The 16,349-nt window shown below is 44.8% G+C and carries 14 protein-coding genes and 2 pseudogenes; 7 read left to right on the top strand and 9 right to left on the bottom strand.

The window, feature by feature from the left end; genetic code table 11:
* Position 1 precedes the first annotated feature (1 nt).
* The 3 genes and pseudogenes from LMH68_RS20135 to LMH68_RS20125 form a co-directional block, all read left to right on the top strand.
* On the top strand, positions 2–1,093 hold the full coding sequence (locus LMH68_RS20135) for a sulfate ABC transporter permease (RefSeq protein WP_229648367.1): 1,092 nt from the start codon (positions 2–4) through the stop codon (positions 1,091–1,093).
* Between the two features lie 46 nt (positions 1,094–1,139).
* Positions 1,140–1,322, top strand: a complete 183-nt coding sequence (locus LMH68_RS20130) for a gamma-glutamyltransferase (protein WP_029222748.1) — start codon at positions 1,140–1,142, stop codon at positions 1,320–1,322.
* Positions 1,312–1,524 (top strand): annotated as a pseudogene (locus LMH68_RS20125) (gamma-glutamyltransferase); the annotation flags it as partial. The gene LMH68_RS20130 and the pseudogene LMH68_RS20125, both read left to right, overlap by 11 nt.
* A 147-nt stretch (positions 1,525–1,671) precedes the next feature.
* Here the strand turns inward: LMH68_RS20125 and LMH68_RS20120 are convergent.
* Together LMH68_RS20120 and LMH68_RS20115 are read right to left on the bottom strand one after the other, a co-directional pair.
* On the bottom strand, positions 1,672–2,730 hold the full coding sequence (locus LMH68_RS20120) for a HEAT repeat domain-containing protein (protein WP_229648366.1): 1,059 nt from the start codon (positions 2,728–2,730) through the stop codon (positions 1,672–1,674).
* Positions 2,731–2,817: 87 nt separating this feature from the next.
* Entirely contained in the window at positions 2,818–4,149 is a 1,332-nt protein-coding gene (locus LMH68_RS20115) for an anaerobic sulfatase maturase (RefSeq protein WP_136979495.1), read from the bottom strand.
* Between the two features lie 137 nt (positions 4,150–4,286).
* On the opposite strand from LMH68_RS20115, the gene LMH68_RS20110 reads away from it, so the two are divergent.
* The 4 genes from LMH68_RS20110 (at position 4,287) to LMH68_RS20095 (ending at position 10,139) form a co-directional block, all read left to right on the top strand.
* Complete coding sequence (locus LMH68_RS20110; protein WP_017060470.1) at positions 4,287–5,075, top strand: formylglycine-generating enzyme family protein; 789 nt, start codon at positions 4,287–4,289, stop codon at positions 5,073–5,075.
* Between the two features lie 165 nt (positions 5,076–5,240).
* Entirely contained in the window at positions 5,241–6,923 is a 1,683-nt protein-coding gene (locus tag LMH68_RS20105) for an alkaline phosphatase family protein (protein ID WP_108099174.1), read from the top strand.
* Between the two features lie 195 nt (positions 6,924–7,118).
* Positions 7,119–8,381 (top strand): ISL3 family transposase, encoded by a 1,263-nt coding sequence (locus LMH68_RS20100; RefSeq protein WP_413755809.1) that lies wholly within the window; start codon positions 7,119–7,121, stop codon positions 8,379–8,381.
* A 582-nt stretch (positions 8,382–8,963) separates the two neighbouring features.
* Positions 8,964–10,139: a threonine/serine exporter family protein gene (locus LMH68_RS20095; RefSeq protein WP_229648124.1), complete on the top strand. Its 1,176-nt coding sequence runs from the start codon at positions 8,964–8,966 to the stop codon at positions 10,137–10,139.
* Positions 10,140–10,451: 312 nt separating this feature from the next.
* On the opposite strand, the gene LMH68_RS20090 is transcribed toward LMH68_RS20095, so the two are convergent.
* From LMH68_RS20090 to yegS, 7 genes and pseudogenes are all read right to left on the bottom strand, one after another.
* Positions 10,452–11,435 carry a CobW family GTP-binding protein gene (locus LMH68_RS20090; RefSeq protein ID WP_108202790.1) on the bottom strand — a complete coding sequence of 328 codons (984 nt, stop codon included), beginning with the start codon at positions 11,433–11,435 and terminating at the stop codon, positions 10,452–10,454.
* Between the two features lie 92 nt (positions 11,436–11,527).
* Entirely contained in the window at positions 11,528–13,204 is a 1,677-nt protein-coding gene (locus tag LMH68_RS20085; RefSeq protein ID WP_017062008.1) for an amidohydrolase family protein, read from the bottom strand.
* A gap of 109 nt (positions 13,205–13,313) precedes the next feature.
* Positions 13,314–13,667, bottom strand: a complete 354-nt coding sequence (locus LMH68_RS20080; protein WP_229648125.1) for a hypothetical protein — start codon at positions 13,665–13,667, stop codon at positions 13,314–13,316.
* Positions 13,630–14,031, bottom strand: coding sequence for a carboxylesterase family protein (locus tag LMH68_RS20075; RefSeq protein ID WP_229648126.1), 402 nt, complete (start codon positions 14,029–14,031; stop codon positions 13,630–13,632). Before LMH68_RS20075 ends, LMH68_RS20080 begins: the two co-directional genes overlap by 38 nt.
* Before the next feature lie 44 nt (positions 14,032–14,075).
* The gene (locus LMH68_RS20070) at positions 14,076–14,360 is read right to left on the bottom strand and encodes a hypothetical protein (protein WP_017062010.1); all 285 of its coding nucleotides are present in this window, start codon (positions 14,358–14,360) and stop codon (positions 14,076–14,078) included.
* Positions 14,361–14,737: 377 nt separating this feature from the next.
* A pseudogene (tnpC, locus tag LMH68_RS20065) lies at positions 14,738–15,697 on the bottom strand (IS66 family transposase); the annotation flags it as partial.
* Positions 15,598–16,338, bottom strand: a complete 741-nt coding sequence (yegS, locus tag LMH68_RS20060) for a lipid kinase YegS (protein WP_108111935.1) — start codon at positions 16,336–16,338, stop codon at positions 15,598–15,600. The gene yegS and the pseudogene tnpC, both read right to left, overlap by 100 nt.
* Positions 16,339–16,349 lie beyond the last annotated feature (11 nt).

The raw sequence follows: 16,349 nt of genomic DNA, 5'->3' as shown, positions 1-16,349 counted from the left end.
TATGAAAAGAATAATTACGTCAGTGTTATGTGCCTCAATGGCCTCTCCGGCTTTTGCGAATATCGAACTTACCGATAATTTATCCTTGAGTGGCTTTGGCTCAACGTCTTGGGCAACATCGGATAACGATAATCCATTAATCATCAACCGCGGTTTTACTGATGAGAGCTGTTACGACTGTGATACCACATTTGGTGTTCAACTCGATTACTTCTACAACTCATTCAAAGCTTCCGTGCAAGTTGTCAAGCCACCCCAATATGATTGGAGTGAGCCGCAGCTAGAGTGGGCTTACTTAGGTTATGAATTTAATGACTTTGATGTCAGCATTGGTCGATTACGACTGCCACTGTTCCTTGCCTCTGAGTACTACTATGTAGGCCAAGCCTATATGACCGCGAGGCCACCTACAGAGGTGTATAACAGCGTTCTCGGAATCACAGCTTTCAATGGCATAAAAGTGAGCTGGACTCACGATGTCAGTGACGAAGCTACTCTTTTACTTACTCCGTTTATCGGCATAAAAGATAAAAATGACGTAGATTTCAACTCGACTACAAAACTGGAATTTGAAACCAACCGAATGTTCGGTGCCAATCTTCAATTGAGCGGTGAAAACTATCGTTGGAACTTGTCATTCCTCGACTCCAATTTTGATCAAACCGTTTCTGGCACGATTACAATCCCTGGGACTTCGATAACAGCTCCATTCAGTAGCAAACAAGGCAACCAACACATTCAACTTTGGTCGTTAGGTGTTGAGTATGAATTAGGTCAAGCGGTGCTTGCAAGTGAAGGACAAATCAGTAACATCTCGTCCTCGATGTACGCTAGTTTGGGCTACAGACTAGATTTATTCACTCCATACGTCGTTTACGGAGCAGAGTTTGATTCTCACGAACACCTAACAGGAAACAGCTACCTAATTGGTGTGGATTACGATGTGTTACCTAACGTCTCCATCAATGGCGAAGTGCAATATTTTGAGGCTCGTAAAGCAAACGGTGCCTTTGTTGAGAATTTCAACGCACTTACTGGTTTTGATGACAAAGATGCCGTCCTTTATACCATCATGTTGAGTTTCGTCTTCTAACCCAAATCCTTTTCCAATTACGCCAGACGAAACTGGCGAAGAGTTTATGGTAAGTGCAACGAATCCATATGTAAGCAGCACTGGGTATTCGGTACTCAAGCAAGGAGGTAATGCAGTCGATGCAATGGTGGCGATGCAGATGACAATGTCGGTGGTTGAACCGGATATGACTGGGATTGGCGGCGGTACTTTTGCGCTGTTTTACCAAAAAGACAAAGACCAAGATTGATCGCACCAAACCTTACGACCCAACGGGTTTGCTCGTCGAAAAGAAAACCTACGCCGAAATGTTAGTACCAGAGTTCATGCAGCTCGGTTATCCGGTGCATGTCATTCCAGTCGTCAGTGGCTTGAATGCCATTGAAGTCAAAGATGGCAAGATCTATGGCGCGACCGACAGACGCCGTGCATCAAGCTCTATGGGTGAATAATAAAACGAAATGGGCAAGTAACAGGCTTGCCCTTATTTTGTCTTTAGTTGCTTGAACCTCGTCTAAGCAGTTCATGGATGCGAAAAAGCCAGTCGAACGTGTCGACTGGCTTTTCATTATAGGCTTCGCTAATTACTCATTAGGATATTATGAGCTTGGCGCTACTCGTTTATCTTTCAACTGATCAATAACATAGTCAGTAGCTACTTTACCTAGCTCACCTAAGCAATCATCGGTCTTTTCATTTCCGTAGCGCACATAGATATCGCATACCGCGTATAGCTGCTCTGGAGAACCAGAGATCAAATATGCTTTCTCGAACGATTTCGTCGACTTGTCGATATCCAACTCTTCTTGTAATACCCCATTTAGGTACCAGTAGTAGCTGTTATCTTTCGCTAGCTTCGCAGCCACTTCAATCTCTTTGGCTGCCGCAGTTTTGTCTTCAAGGCGAACCAGAGTCAACGATTTCGAATAATGCAGAGCGGCGTTGTTTGGCACGCTCTCCAAACCACGATCTAATACTTCGACTGCTTGCTTATCTTTGTTCTGAGCTCGAAAATTATCTGCGTAGCTCAACCAAACTTGCGCTTCTTTTGGATGCGTATTGATCAGCTCTAGATAAACCGTTTCCGCCTTATCCCAGTCATTGTGCCAACGAAGCACATCAGCAAACAGTAATTGGTACTTTTCAGATTCTTGCGTTTCCAAGAAGCTAATAAGCTCTATGACTGGTGGTTCAATTTGTGCTTTCTGCTCGTCATCCAATGCATTGAAGTCACGGACTAGGTTTGACGTTGCCGTATGGCGAACCATGGTATCGCTGTCTTTTAGCAAGGGTGAAACTAACGCCCAGCGATGTTCAAGTTGGTAAGGTTCAGAACCGATAACCGCCGCTTCACGAACTTCAGGGTTTTGATCTTTTAAGCCTCTTGCCACCGCCACCAGCGCATTTTGGCTTGGATATGAAGCAAGCTCTTGCAGTGCACCAGTACGATTTTCAACAGATTGATTCTGATCTTGTGCCATGTAAGACAACTGTTGAATGCGGGTTTGAGTGTCCGTCATTTCAAGCACTTGATTGATATTTTGTGCTGGCGCGTCAACCGTTTGTTGAACGCTATTCGCAGCCATCGCAGACGTTGAAATTAATGCGGACGTTGAAATCAATAAAGCAACAGCCGTCGCTAAACTCTTCTTCATCATAGTATTACCTTAAACTGGAGAACTTAGCCTGTCCTTAGACTCGTATCTGATTAAATTTTTCTTGGACCTGTTGATCCAAAGAACGAGTTAAAACTTGGTCTCGAACGTAGCTTGTTGCGCCTGTTTTGCTCGATGCGCCATCAATACTGAGTCGCTGAATTTACCATGAGCAACCGGATGCCCCATCGCGCGAGCGATGTACGCCATCGACTTATCGACATGAGAAAAGAACTTATGCCAACCAGCACATAAGTAGTTCAAACCCGGTTCACCTACACGAGTTTTGATAAAGCGGTTCTTAGGGCACTCACCATGACAAGCGAACTTGTAATCACACTGCTGACATTGACTGGTCAGTGTACGGGATTTAGCAAAACCAAACTTTTGCTGTGGTGCGCTGTACGCCAAATCATCAAGTTTCTCGTGATGAATATTGCCAATCTTGTATTCAGGGTAAACATAATGGTCGCATGAAAATACGTCGCCATTTGGCTCCATTGCCAAGCCCTTTCCGCATATCTCATTCAAGGTACACAGTGGGTTCGGACGCCCAATCCATGTTTCTACGCTCGCTTCAAAATACTGAACAAACACCTTGCCGATGTCGTTCTTGGCCCACTCGTCAAACACAGAAATCAAGAAGTTACCCCAAGCCAAGTCCGACACACACCACGATTCCATGATTGAATCTTTATGGCCGGGGATCAGGCGTTTGTCGCCTTGTTTAAGCTGCTCGCTTACTTGGGATGTTTGTGGTGCAACCGTTCTAAAGGTTTTTTGCTCAACGATAGGGATAAACTGCATTTGTGGCGACTTCACCACATCACGTAAGAATCGGTACACTTCTAGTGCATTTTGACTGGTCAGGTTGTTCACGCAGGTTAACGTCGCGAATTTCACTTGGTGCTTGTGCAACAGCTCAACAGCCGCCATCACTTGTTTGAACGTACCACGACCGGCTCGGTTAGTACGGTAGGCGTTATGCAGCATCTCTGGGCCATCAATACTTAAGCCGACCAAGAAGTTATTCTTTGCTAAGAACTGTCCCCAATCGTCATTCAGTAACGTGCCATTGGTTTGTAAGTCGTTTGAAATCAATACACCTTCAGGTTGGTACTTCTTCTGTAGTTCAACCACACGTTCAAAATAGGCCAAACCAAGCATGGTAGGTTCACCACCCTGCCATGAGAAGATAATTTCTGGCGTGTTTTGACCTTCGATGTATTGTCGGATGTAGGTTTCTAACGTCTCATCATCCATTCTTGGAGAACTGCCTTTCTTGTACTCCAACAAATCTTGCTTACTTAGGTAGTAACAATATTTACAGTCAATGTTGCATGCTGCGCCAATCGGCTTAGCCATGACATGCAAGCGCTTAGACGCTTTACCGTTATATTGTGGACCTTGAGTAATATGCATGATTTACCTACCTATTTTAGTATTCTGGACCCATCATAATTCCTATTCGATCAGGTGACATGTTATACCCTTTATAACCAATAGGAATGACCTTAAACGTTAGAATTAGACCCTATTTCGAACATCTGAGGCACGTGATGAAATTTCTTAATTACAAACAGTTAGCAACAATTAGCAGCGTCACCATGACTATCCTTCTGAGTGGCTGTGCAAGCGTGCCTACACACCCCATCGCCCAACAAATTGACCAAGAGATGGTGTTGGTTGAAGGCGGCACATTCACCATGGGGTCGAACGGTCCAGAAGCGACCAAAGCAGAGCGTCCTGCACGTAATGTAACTGTAGATAGTTTCTATATTGCGAAGTTTGAGGTGACTCAAGAATTGTTCGAATCGGTGATGGGTTCATCTCTCAGTTATTTCCAAAACCCACAAGTTCCGGTCAATAACCTTAGTTGGCAGCAAGCAAACTATTTTGTTGAGCAGTTGAATGAATTAACGGGTGAAGAATACCGTCTGCCTACTGAAGCTGAATGGGAATTTGCAGCCAAAGGTGGCAATAAAAGTAAAGGCTATACTTATAGTGGTTCCAATAACTTAGATGATGTTGCGTGGTACTCAGCAAATTCTAAAAATAGCGCACATCCAGTCGGGCTAAAGAAACCAAATGAACTAGGCTTATATGACATGACAGGAAACGTGGGCGAGTTTGTTATCGATGCCTTCGATGACACCTTCTACCGATTCGGTCCAACAGACAACCCTAACAACGCAAAACACAGCGACGTCGGTTTATCACACAAATCGGTTCGCGGTGGCAGCTTTGCTTATGACGAAAATGAATCTGAAAGTTACCGTCGTGACTTCGCAAGCCAATCGATCACTATGTCAGATATGGGGCTGCGTTTAGTTAAGGATGTGAACTAGCTAACGAAGCGAACTAACTAAAGATGCCGAAGGTTATGGTTCACTAATCGTCACCAACAATACTAAAAATACGATTCGCACTGCACACACGTTACAAATCTGGCCAAACGTTGGAAACCTGACCAAACATTAGAACTCAGCGGCAACAGTGAATAAGGAAACTCTATGCAATACACCAAGCTTTCAGGACTAACCCTCGCGTTACTCTGCGCTCTCCCAGCTTCAGCTGAGGAAAAGCCAAATCTAGTCCTTCAAATCACGGTAGATGGCCTGCGCGCAGATCTAATCGAACGATATAAGCACAACTTCGGTGAAGGCGGTTTCCGGTACTTAATGGATGATGGTACCTACTACACCAACGCAAACTACCAACATGGCAACACGGAAACGATCGTGGGCCATGTGTCGCTTGCAACAGGTGCTCCACCGAGCGTACACGGCATGGTAGGTAATGTTTGGTATGACCGTAGCGAAGAACGTTTGGTGTATAACGTAGAAGACGGTAACTACCAAATGCTGACCTCTGGTGCAGGTGTCGATAAAGCAACAGAGATCGACCCAACGCAGAAGACAGCACAAGGCGATGGCCGCTCTCCAGAGCCAATACTCTCCACCACGTTTGGTGACGAACTGACGATTTCCAATAGTGGCAAATCAAAAGTATTCGGTTTATCAGTGAAAGACCGCGGCGCAATCTCATTGGCAGGACACAGTGGTAAAGCCTTCTGGTTCTCCAAAGCACAATCGGAGTTTGTCACCAGTAACTATTACTATGACGAGTATCCAGATTGGGTATCACGCTGGAACGAGAAAGCGATTGCTGCTCAGTATTCCAAACAGAAATGGGAGCTCTCATTACCGCGTGATAAGTACACGTTGCAAGAACACGATACCGAACACAAAGTGAAACTCGGTGACTTCCAACGCACCTTCCCTCATCCTTATGGCCCGGCAAGTTACAAGTACTACAGCACAACGCTAACCGTCAGCCCTGCTGGTGACGAAATCACGGAAAACTTCGCTAGCACCTTGTTGATGCAAGAGAAGCTTGGCCAAGGCGACGTGACCGATTATCTGTCAGTGAGTTTCTCATCAAATGACTACGTGGTGCACCTTTACGGCCCTGAAAGCCTAGAAACAGAAGACAACCTTATCCGACTTGATAAGACTCTCGCTAAGCTTTTCAAAACCGTGGATAACCAAGTCGGGCTAGAAAACACATTGATTGTGCTGTCTGCCGACCACGGTGTACCTGAATCTTCACCTGCGGCAAATGCGCTTGGTTTCAATCAAGCTCAATACTTCAATAAAGACACACTACTCTCGAGTGGTGTTGAGAAACGATTGAAGGATGAATTTGGTTTAACCAAAGACGCGATTCGCTTGTACGCACAACCTTACATCTATCTGAATCATGATCTGATCGCTGAGAAGAAGCTTGATCTGGCTAAGGTCCAAGAAGCTATTGCGGATGAAATTGCAAAAGTGAAAGGTGTTGCGTTTGCTGTATCAAGTAGTGACATTGCGGCTAACCGAGTACCGGATACGCATGTGATGCAGCTAATTAAAAACAACTACCACCCTGCTCGTTCTGGCGACGTGTACGTAGTATTTGCACCGCGCAGCTACATTAACGACATGGAAGGCCTCCAAATTGCCTCTACACATGGTTCTCCGTGGAAATACGACACTCATGTGCCTGTGATCTTTGCAGGCTACGACGTTGAAGCTAAGAAGGTATCGCGAGCAGTGACGCCATATGACATTGCGCCAACGCTTTCGAACAAACTGGGTATCACCCAACCAAGCGGGTCAATCGGAGAAGTGCTGCAAGAGATCACTGAGTAGACTCAATCTCTAAGGTTTCGTGAGCTAGATTTCGAATCCAGCACCCACTCAATAAAAGAGCCGTTTATCTGTTTCTGACTCACTAGGTCGAAACAAATAAGGTTCATCGCGCATTAGCGGGAACTAAAAACAAAAACGGTAGTAAGTGACATGGTTTAGTCGCCAAACAAAAATCATACACAAACTACCGTTTTCATGCCGAATCATACTTTCCTATCTTCATTCTGGGAAGGCTTTCAAATAGTAAAGTCTCACCAGACAGCATCACTTATTACCCTGACTCTTAAACCTAACTCTGAGGCTAAGTGCCTTTGTGGTCTCGAGGCCGAGGCTATTCATGAGTATCAATGGCGTCATGTAAAAGAGGCCATGTTGCTCGGTGTTCCTGTTGAACTTTCCGTTCAAACACGAAGAATCAAGTGTCGTGACTGCGGCATAAAAACAGAGTCTCTATCTTGGTTAGAGCCTTATGCTCGTATAACGAAGCGCTTAAAAAGTTATATAGAACAACTGCTGCCTCTTCTTCCCATTAAGCATATCTCCCAGTTAACAAGCGTACATTGGCACACCATTAAAGAGATAGATAAACGCCGACTTCGCCAAGTGGTACCGTCAGTGAAATGGGAGGGGCTAAGGCAACTCGTCATGGATGAGTTCGCTATCTTTAAAGGACATCGGTATGCCACGGTCATTGCTGACGCTAAGACTCACCAAGTCATTTGGATAGGGTTAGGCCGTAGCCGCAAGGACATACGACCGTTCTTCGAGCTGTTAGGCAAGCATGGCAATAATATCGAAGCGGTCGCGATGGACATGAATACGGCTTTTGACCTTGAAGTTCAAGCGCACTGCCCGAACGCAAAAATCGTTTACGACTTATTCCATGTTGTTGCTAAGTTCGGTCGTGAGGTAATGGATAGAGTCAGAGTCGACCAAGCCAACAAACTCAAGCAAGATAAAAAAGCGAGGCAATGGGTCAAGCCCTCACGCTGGGTGTTGTTGAAAAATAGAGGCAACTTAAATCCACGGCAAGACAGCTATCTTACAGAAATATTGAATATCAATAAGGACTTAATGACCACTTATATACTCGGGGCACAACTCAAAGAGCTTTGGTATTGTGAATCAGAAGCACATGCTAAAGGGCTCTGGGAGGCGTGGTGGGCACAAGTACAAGAGAGTGGAATTAAGCCATTGAAAGAGTTCGCACGAAAACTGAGTCCTTATCTTCACGGTATTATCGCATCGGCAAGTTATCCGCTAAACACCTGCACCCTAGAAGGGATAAACAACAAGATAAAACTAATCAAGCGAATGGGGTATGGGTATCGAGATACCGACTACTTCTTGGAAAGCCGCGATGAACCACAAATAAGCGGCTCTTTTTTAGCCCAACTTTCTGCTCTTAAACCTTATCGACTGTATCCGCCCCATGAACCCACGGGACGATATTGTTAATACGTGAGCGCCGCAATCACACTGTTAGCGCTAAGGAACCTTTGAAACCGTCATCAAAGCTCACTCATAATAAGCTATTATTTACAGTAGATTTCGGTTAATTTTCCAAAGGCCATTATGAAAAACAAACTGAGTTTAGCAATTCAAGCATACTGCAACTGGATTGATTCAAACATTATTGAAATTGCTTATGTCGGTTCCATTCTAGTTGTGATTCTAACGCTCATCATCAATCTTATTTAGGCTTCCATTTCCTAAATATTAGTTTCCTTTACTCATTACCGAGCTTTTCTAAAAGCCTCAGAGTTAAATCAATCACCTCATGGATTTGGAGTTTTACGCCTTCAAATAGCTGCGTGAGCGGATCTATTTTTGAGGTTGCAGCTTCAACAATGACTGATTTACCTCAACGATAAACTGATAACCTCTCATTCAATGAATCCTATCTTTTTAACCATTGCCTTGTTCGTTTGTAGGGGCCCGTCCTCTATACACGACTATTGGTTACGCTTGAATGAGGATACTATTGAATTAGAATGCCCCTCAAACATATATCGCCTTGGTGATTGAGAAACAAACAGAATGAAACAAACAAATCATATCGAACAATGCCAGCAAGAAATTTTGAGCTTTTCGGACCGATTACATCAATCTGGTTGTGCGCCTTACTCGGTAGCTCAATACACTCAAGCTTATGCAAAACGCCAGAACATTGATGTCTCTATTGATGTGACCCCGACAAAAGTCATCACTATTTTTGAGCAACCCACGCAAAAAGTCGTGATGGAAAACAAAAAACCACCCTCGGTTAACTTACGTGATTTAGTCGCAACGCTTAAAGGGTTTTCGACTCATTCCCATTACGAAGGTTCAGAAACCTACTCGAATCGTACCTTGTGCTTTGCCAATTTATTGCTTCCGCCATGTTATTTAATGTTAGTTGGCAGTACTTATCTGGCGGTCGGTTTATCCATTATTCTGGGCGCTATAGCCTGGCTAGCACAAATTTTCCTGACTGGGCCAAGAAGCATTCTTGTCGAGTTCTTTGTCGCCTTAGTAGCCAGTTTTTTAACCGGTATGATAGCGGCACAGATTCCCGGCTTACCAACATTGGCACTGTGCATTTCTTCCATTGTCCTTTTTATTCCTGGGTTAACCGTCACCAACGGTTTAGCCAGTCTTGCTCTCAATGACTTTCGGTCAGGTATCGAACTGCTTGCACAAAGCGCACTCATAGTAATGAAAATATTCATCGGCATTGTTATGGGGTTAGGCTTAGCCAACATAATCAATCAACCATTATCGGTACCGGTATTTATTGATGAAATCCCATTCGTTCTTCATGTCACCGCACTGATCGGGATTTCTGTCGCTATTGGCCTTATTTTCAACGCAAGTATGACAGAAATTCTCTTAGGCCTTCCTGTCGCGGCAATTGGCATGTGGGGGCCACATTGGTTTACTTCCGATTGGGTTGTAGGTACATGGGTAAGCACAATACTCATTACGCTTTACGGGTTGGGGATGGGAAAATTGCGTCACGTTCCACCACTCATATACATTATTCAAGGGATCATCATTCTTGTCCCCGGTAGTCGAATCATTGTCGGAGCAAGTGAGTCCTTCTTTGCGACCTCCATTTTACCCATTCCGAATATTGGTCTGTCCGCCTTGCTGATGTTTGGCGCGATTATGGCGGGACAAATCATGGTTTATTCTATATTTAGTCGTCATTTTGATTCCATCATTGAGGACTAACCATCGAGCTAACAATCGCTGATCAACACGCCCCAATAACCCACGATTGAGTCTTTATCTGCTTTTTGACGTTAACCGATTCTGAGAAGGTACTGATGAACAGAGTCTCGAAAATCGATAAGACTATTTTGTTTCAGATGGCGAGGGGAATGAGCAATATGGATTTGGAAAAACCGAATAGAATCGAAAGTAGCCAATAATTCAATAAGATAAGGATGCTTAGGATGAGTCAATGCAAAGTAGGCAGAGGTAAGCTAGGTATAGGCAAGCGCTAGGTTGATAGGCTTGCCATCTACTCCATTTCCGTTCTAACTACGCCACCAGTGCGTTCAGTTTTTTACGCATACTCTCTTTATCAAGGCCACCTTTAGGTCCAATGAAGACTAACCGTGACGAACGAGATTCATCATCTTCCCATGCATCTCCAACCGTCACATTGGCTCGCTGGCCCGTGCACTGAAATACACAGCGATGATCAGGACGATCGGTTAAATTTAAAATACCTTTCATGCGATAAGCATCAATTGAAAACTGTTGCAGTAGAGGATACAAACTTTGTAGATTAAGCGGTTGATCAGTTTCAAAGCTGAATGTTTCGAAATCATGGTTCACGTGATGACAGTGCTCATCATGACAATCATGGTGCTGGCATTCCCTTTGATCACCCGCTATTTTGTTAGTGACAAAGCGCGTACTTTCAGGGGCATCAAATAAGATAGGTAAATCCACTTCGCCGAATGAAATATCAATCAATTTAGCAAACGGAGCTTGTACTCGGCACCATGCTTTGACTTGCTCTAGTTTATCAGCATCGACTAGGTCAACTTTATTAACCAGAACAATGTCAGCCACTTGAATTTGCTGCTTCGACAACGTCTCCATTGGGCCTTCTAGCCCTAAAATGTTTTCCGCATCGATCGTCGTCACGATTGCATTTAAAGGTGCGTGTGCTTGCAGTTCCGGATCTTCAAATTGAAGTGCCACTTCTTTGGGTTCTGCGATACCTGAAGTTTCAACAATAATATGGTCTGGGCGTTCCTCTAATGCGAGTAAACGCATTACCGAAACGACTAGTCCTTCTGCAAGGTTACAACAGATACAGCCATTCTCTAGGCTGATCATATTTTCACTTTCAGATTTAACTAACTCCGCATCAACATTGATTGATCCAAAATCATTGACGATCACAGCCATGCGCATTCCATTTGCATTGGTTAATATATGGTTTAGTAGGGTCGTTTTCCCTGCTCCTAAAAATCCGGCTAAAATTGTTACTGGAATAGGCTTCTTGCTCATAGCATGCTCTCTTTCGATTTTCGTTGTCTATATTTACTCGGTAAGCAATAAAAAAGGTTGAGCTAATGCCCAACCTTTTAAGTCAGGATAACTTAGCCAGTAACTTTGTTGCGAACCGCTTCACCTGGGTTTGAATCTAACAACATTTCACCAGCTTCAATGATAGGTGTCCCGTTTACAAGTACGTATTTCATGCCTGTAGAAAGGGCATTTGGTTTATCAAATGTTGCAACGGCTTTTACTTCATCAAGTTTGAAAATAGCTAAATCAGCATCTTTACCTACTTGAATACGACCTTTATTTGCCATTTGTGGCACAGCATCCTCAAGAATACGACATGCGTTTAAGCTAGTTCTTTCCATCGCTTCTACTAGTGTTACCGCTTTGTATTCCTCGACATATTTTTCAATAAAACGAGAGAAACAAGCAAGTGAGCGAGGGTGAGCTATTGCGTTGCTTGGAAGTGGCCATACATCACCTTCAATTAATACGCCTTTATCATCCATCCAAGGCATTGCATCTGAAGCGATAGCTGCACCTGGGAACAATACTGAACGGTCCATTTTAGCGCGATCTTCTTTGTTCTCATCGGGTTTTAAGAAGTGCATGACAACCACGGTACCGGGCGCTGATGCTTGTAGTTCAGTGACTTTTTCTTGGTTTAGTGCTTTACCATTCGCTTCCATGTAGCTAGCGCTTGGTACACCCCAACGTTGTAACCAATCGTCACCACGGAAAACTTCTGCGCCAATAACGGAAGAGCCAGCACCATAAGGATAAGCTTCAGTAGTAACGGCTAAACCTTGATCAATGGCGGATTGAACTAAATCGGCACAATCTTCGATATCTTGTACTGACGTGCTGTTGAGGTGACAAATGTGCATGTGTGCACCCGTTGTCGCCGACAGGCTAATGAGTTCTTGGTATGCTTCAAAGCTTGATTGTGGCTCTGCGCTGTTTAGGTAACGAACGTGAGTGTAGGTTGGTACTTCATAGCGTTTTGCTAGTTTAGCAAGATCATAGTACTCTTTGTGGCCATAACCTGGTGCGTAACCCGCGTTAATACCAATGCCTAAGCCCCCCTCTTTAAGACCTTGCTCAACCGAGCCCAGAATTTGTTTTAATTCATCTGGGGTTGCTAGGGTATTTTGCCAATTGTTTTTAGAAAAAGCTTTCTGGAACCAAACAATCGTACCATCAGGAGCAGGCATCGTAGGTTCTTTTGCTTGAATACGAGCGTAAGTCCATGCTACAGAAGCGCCGTAATTTATCGGGCGACCTTCAGCAGCAGTAATATCGTAGTACGTTCCGATTGGGAATAGACCAGATTCCATCTCAAGAGCGGTGGTTACGCCATCGAATGCTTGAGCACGGGCAGCAGGAAGTTGTTGTCCGTGAGCGTGCATATCGATAAAGCCAGGTGCAACCACGAGACCTTCAGCATCGATGATTGTTTTGCCTTGCAGCTTTTTGTCTGAGATTGCAGCAATACGCTTACCTTTAATACCGACGTGACGAATTGCGTCGAGTCCAGTTTCAGGATCAACAACACGGCCATTTTCGATAACGATATCAAATGGCCCTTTCTCGTTAGGCATCAGTTTGATGTTTTGGCCAACCAGTTTTTCAGGGGCTGCATGTAAAACAGAGGCAAAAGGCAGTGCCGCAGCCCCAACCGCTAACTTAGTCAAAGTCGAACGTTTATCTGTATCGACACCATCAAGTAATACTTGCGTAGCGTCCAATTCATTTGGGTCGTAATTTTTCATATTGATACCTGTTATGTTTGTTGTAAAAAAATACTAGTTCATGATTGCTATGAAAACTATGCTGCATGTAGAAAAATCAATCGATTGACTAACACCCACCTTTCCATCATTAGAATCCACTGCCAACCGTTATATAAAACGCGCTGTCAACGTCACTAAAAGCGAGGTCTACCCCCATGTGTAACCCATATCGGCAAGCTATCTGATAGCGAAATCCAGCACCATACGCATCGACACTTTCATCGTCTGACAGACTGCCCTCTACTGTCGCTTTACCCAGGCCATAAAACGCAGAAACGGTCCAACGATTATCAATCGCATTATCGTATTCCGCGACAACACCCAGCCCAGAGGTCACCGAGCTTTCGCCCATAAAATATTGAATAACGCCATTGATAGCGTTATTCACATCTTCATTACTGGTCTCAAACTCTACCGAGCTCTGGCCAATAATCTGTTTCACACCCAGCATCAATGGTGTGTTTGCCACTCGAAACTGGAGCTGCTGAAGCGCAGCGACTCCCGAGTTTTTTGTGCCGAATTGAATCGTTTTGTTGTACGACGCACCTATACTGAACTCTTTGAAAATATCGAGGTTCGCCTTTCCAGCGCCAACGCCACCCGTATATCGAATGGTATCTTTTATCTACGACGGTATCACCGTTAATGTCGGTATCAGAACCTGCGCCATATTCAAAGTCCCCACCATGAATAAAGACATACACGGGTAATGACTCTGAACCATTGATCTCCGAAGGACGCCAAATATTAAGATTCAAGCAATCTTCAGATTGCTCTTGCTGGGTTATTTTAAGCTGTGGGCACACGACGCCAAATTGTGTCGCATCTATAGCGCTATCAGCATTGTCTTCTAATTGACGGAGTGACTGTGCTGAAAACGTTGTTGATCGGCGTAAGTGATTCCTTTAAACGCTTCAATGGATACGCGTTGCTCGTCACCTGCTAAGGTATTGATCACAACAGACTCTCTATTTGCGAAAAGAGTCGCGTCCCCGATGGATACTGAAACCTGCTCTGTTGGTAATGTCTGAAGCGGTTCTGGCTTAATAGGACGTGAGCTGGTTTCATCACTACCCCACGCAGAAAGAGCAACAGTGATAGCGATAACCATGAGTGAGCGATGCGTTAAATTCATGGTTGTACCCATAAATGTGTTCGGCCATCTGACCTGATATTGGTATCATCAAACCTGAGAATCCCTATGCTCAGCCATGCTCATTTCTGGAGTATTTGAAGTATTTTTTCTTTATGGTGCGATATTAATTCACTCTTTAAATTTGAATAAATCGCTTATGCAGGACGTGACCCTACATATATTCACTACCGTGAGTGGATGTCGCTTTTTATTTATCACAAAGACTTCTTGTTGTACCTTATTTGGCTGACTATCTAGGGTTGATTAAATTTCAACGGGTTCTTGAAACAGCTCTATAGGGGGTTGCTGTGACTCTCCTTCTGAAGCTTCAAACTCATCAAAGAACCCAAATATGTTATTAGAGTCTGATGGCATAGCTAGCACCAAACGTAAGTTTCGAGGCCAAAGCCAATATTGTTGAGGTCTGTTTTGACTTGACCCGAAGAGGTCCAAGGTAGAAGTGCGTCGATATCAGGCTCTGCTTTCGCCAGCTCTTTCATGCACTTGACCATGTAGTCTTAGAGGATAAGACCGTTGGCTTTCGCGGTCTCGATGATGCTGTAAAGCATCGCGCTCGCCTCAGCACCGTTTGGTGTGTTGGAGAATAGCCAATTTTTCCTGCCAATAACCAGCGGCTTAATTGCGCGTTCAGCGCGATTATTATCGATAGATAAGTGACCATCGTCGATATAACGAATGAGTTTAGGCCATTGCCCGAGCTAGTACTTTATTGCTTTGCCTAGTGGGCTAGAGCCTATCACCTTCTGGGTTGTCATCCATTGGTAAAGCTCATCCAGTATCGGCTTGGCATACGCTTAACGCTCTGCTTTGCGTTCTTCGGCAGGCGCACCTTTTAAGCGTGATTCTATCCCGTAGAGCTTTTGGGGTTTAGCCAGCACTTTATCAGCCTTGCCCGATTTACCTTCCCCTTGAAGCTTCTTCGCGTCCATGAACTTGCGTTAAGCACCCCACATTAGTGACGTGATGCAGACCATGATAAGCCGTGTAGCCATCGGTTTGTAGATAACCGTTGTAGTCACCTAAAAAGTCCACGGGGCACACCCTCGCGCGACTGTTTTGATAGTCGTACAAGGCGATTTTTTCACATTCGGCAGTGCCGCTTCGGGCGAGTCAGCGCCTGAGCAGTAAAGCCACATATAACACTGCTTCTCTTCTTTGAGCACATTGAGCGGCGTTTCATCCGCCTGAACCACCACTTGTTGAAGTAGGTTCTCCTTCAAGGCCACATACAGCGGGGCGAACTTCTCACTGACTTGGATAACCCACCTTGCCATGGTGGCGCGTGATAGCTCGATACCCGACTGGGTAAACAGCGATCATCAATCAATGCATTGGGTGCTAACTCTTGTCCTCCACCCGCTAAGCGACCATTACAAAAAGCACCAACAAGGATCTCGCCGGTAAAGCTGCCTTTGTCTATGGGCAACGTGCCACTGTAGGGCTTAAAGCCAAGTGCTTTCACCACACCTGTTAGTGTATACGCACCGCCACCGAGAAAATCTTTAAGCTCGACTGGCGTTTCAGCTGTGACTTCAGCACCAAAACCCGCCGCAGCGACATTCATAAAATAGCGGTCATTCGCACGCGCGCTATCCACCGCAAACGCCTTGCCTTCCAGCGCTAGTTCAAAAGCACCCGAAATATCGTTAGGTATTCCCGTTGCGGTAGCAAAATCATTCGCAGTGCCCATTGGGATAAGCGCCAGTTGTGGTCTTTCACTGGCACGGAACTGGTTGAGCGCGTTAACGGCTTCATTCACCGTTCCATCGCCACCGACAACAATCAGACGCTTAACACCATCGCATATTGCCTCGCTTACCAAACGAAACATGTCCGACGATTCCCAAGTCACTCTAACTTGCAGGTCAATATCATTGTCCCTCGCCGCAAAGATGGCTTGCCTTAATTCCGGGATATTGGCTTTCTTTCCGTTTAAAATCACGCGAATGCTGTCCATGGCTATGTCCT

It is taken from the genome of Vibrio sp. F13, assembly GCF_020806305.2.
In the GTDB taxonomy this organism is placed as follows: Bacteria; Pseudomonadota; Gammaproteobacteria; order Enterobacterales; family Vibrionaceae; genus Vibrio; species Vibrio crassostreae_C.
The sequence above is the reverse complement of the archived record's forward strand: the minus strand, read 5'-3'. Positions and strand labels throughout refer to the sequence as shown.

What these genes read in the sequence shown, in the direction of transcription:
- LMH68_RS20135 (WP_229648367.1), top strand. Translation starts at nt 2, where the DNA reads ATGAAAAGAATAATTACGTCAGTGTTATGTGCCTCAATGGCCTCTCCG.
- LMH68_RS20130 (WP_029222748.1), top strand. Translation starts at nt 1,140, where the DNA reads ATGGTAAGTGCAACGAATCCATATGTAAGCAGCACTGGGTATTCGGTA.
- LMH68_RS20120 (WP_229648366.1), bottom strand. Translation starts at nt 2,730, where the DNA reads ATGATGAAGAAGAGTTTAGCGACGGCTGTTGCTTTATTGATTTCAACG.
- LMH68_RS20115 (WP_136979495.1), bottom strand. Translation starts at nt 4,149, where the DNA reads ATGCATATTACTCAAGGTCCACAATATAACGGTAAAGCGTCTAAGCGC.
- LMH68_RS20110 (WP_017060470.1), top strand. Translation starts at nt 4,287, where the DNA reads ATGAAATTTCTTAATTACAAACAGTTAGCAACAATTAGCAGCGTCACC.
- LMH68_RS20105 (WP_108099174.1), top strand. Translation starts at nt 5,241, where the DNA reads ATGCAATACACCAAGCTTTCAGGACTAACCCTCGCGTTACTCTGCGCT.
- LMH68_RS20100 (WP_413755809.1), top strand. Translation starts at nt 7,119, where the DNA reads ATGCCGAATCATACTTTCCTATCTTCATTCTGGGAAGGCTTTCAAATA.
- LMH68_RS20095 (WP_229648124.1), top strand. Translation starts at nt 8,964, where the DNA reads ATGAAACAAACAAATCATATCGAACAATGCCAGCAAGAAATTTTGAGC.
- LMH68_RS20090 (WP_108202790.1), bottom strand. Translation starts at nt 11,435, where the DNA reads ATGAGCAAGAAGCCTATTCCAGTAACAATTTTAGCCGGATTTTTAGGA.
- LMH68_RS20085 (WP_017062008.1), bottom strand. Translation starts at nt 13,204, where the DNA reads ATGAAAAATTACGACCCAAATGAATTGGACGCTACGCAAGTATTACTT.
- LMH68_RS20070 (WP_017062010.1), bottom strand. Translation starts at nt 14,360, where the DNA reads ATGAATTTAACGCATCGCTCACTCATGGTTATCGCTATCACTGTTGCT.
- yegS (WP_108111935.1), bottom strand. Translation starts at nt 16,338, where the DNA reads ATGGACAGCATTCGCGTGATTTTAAACGGAAAGAAAGCCAATATCCCG.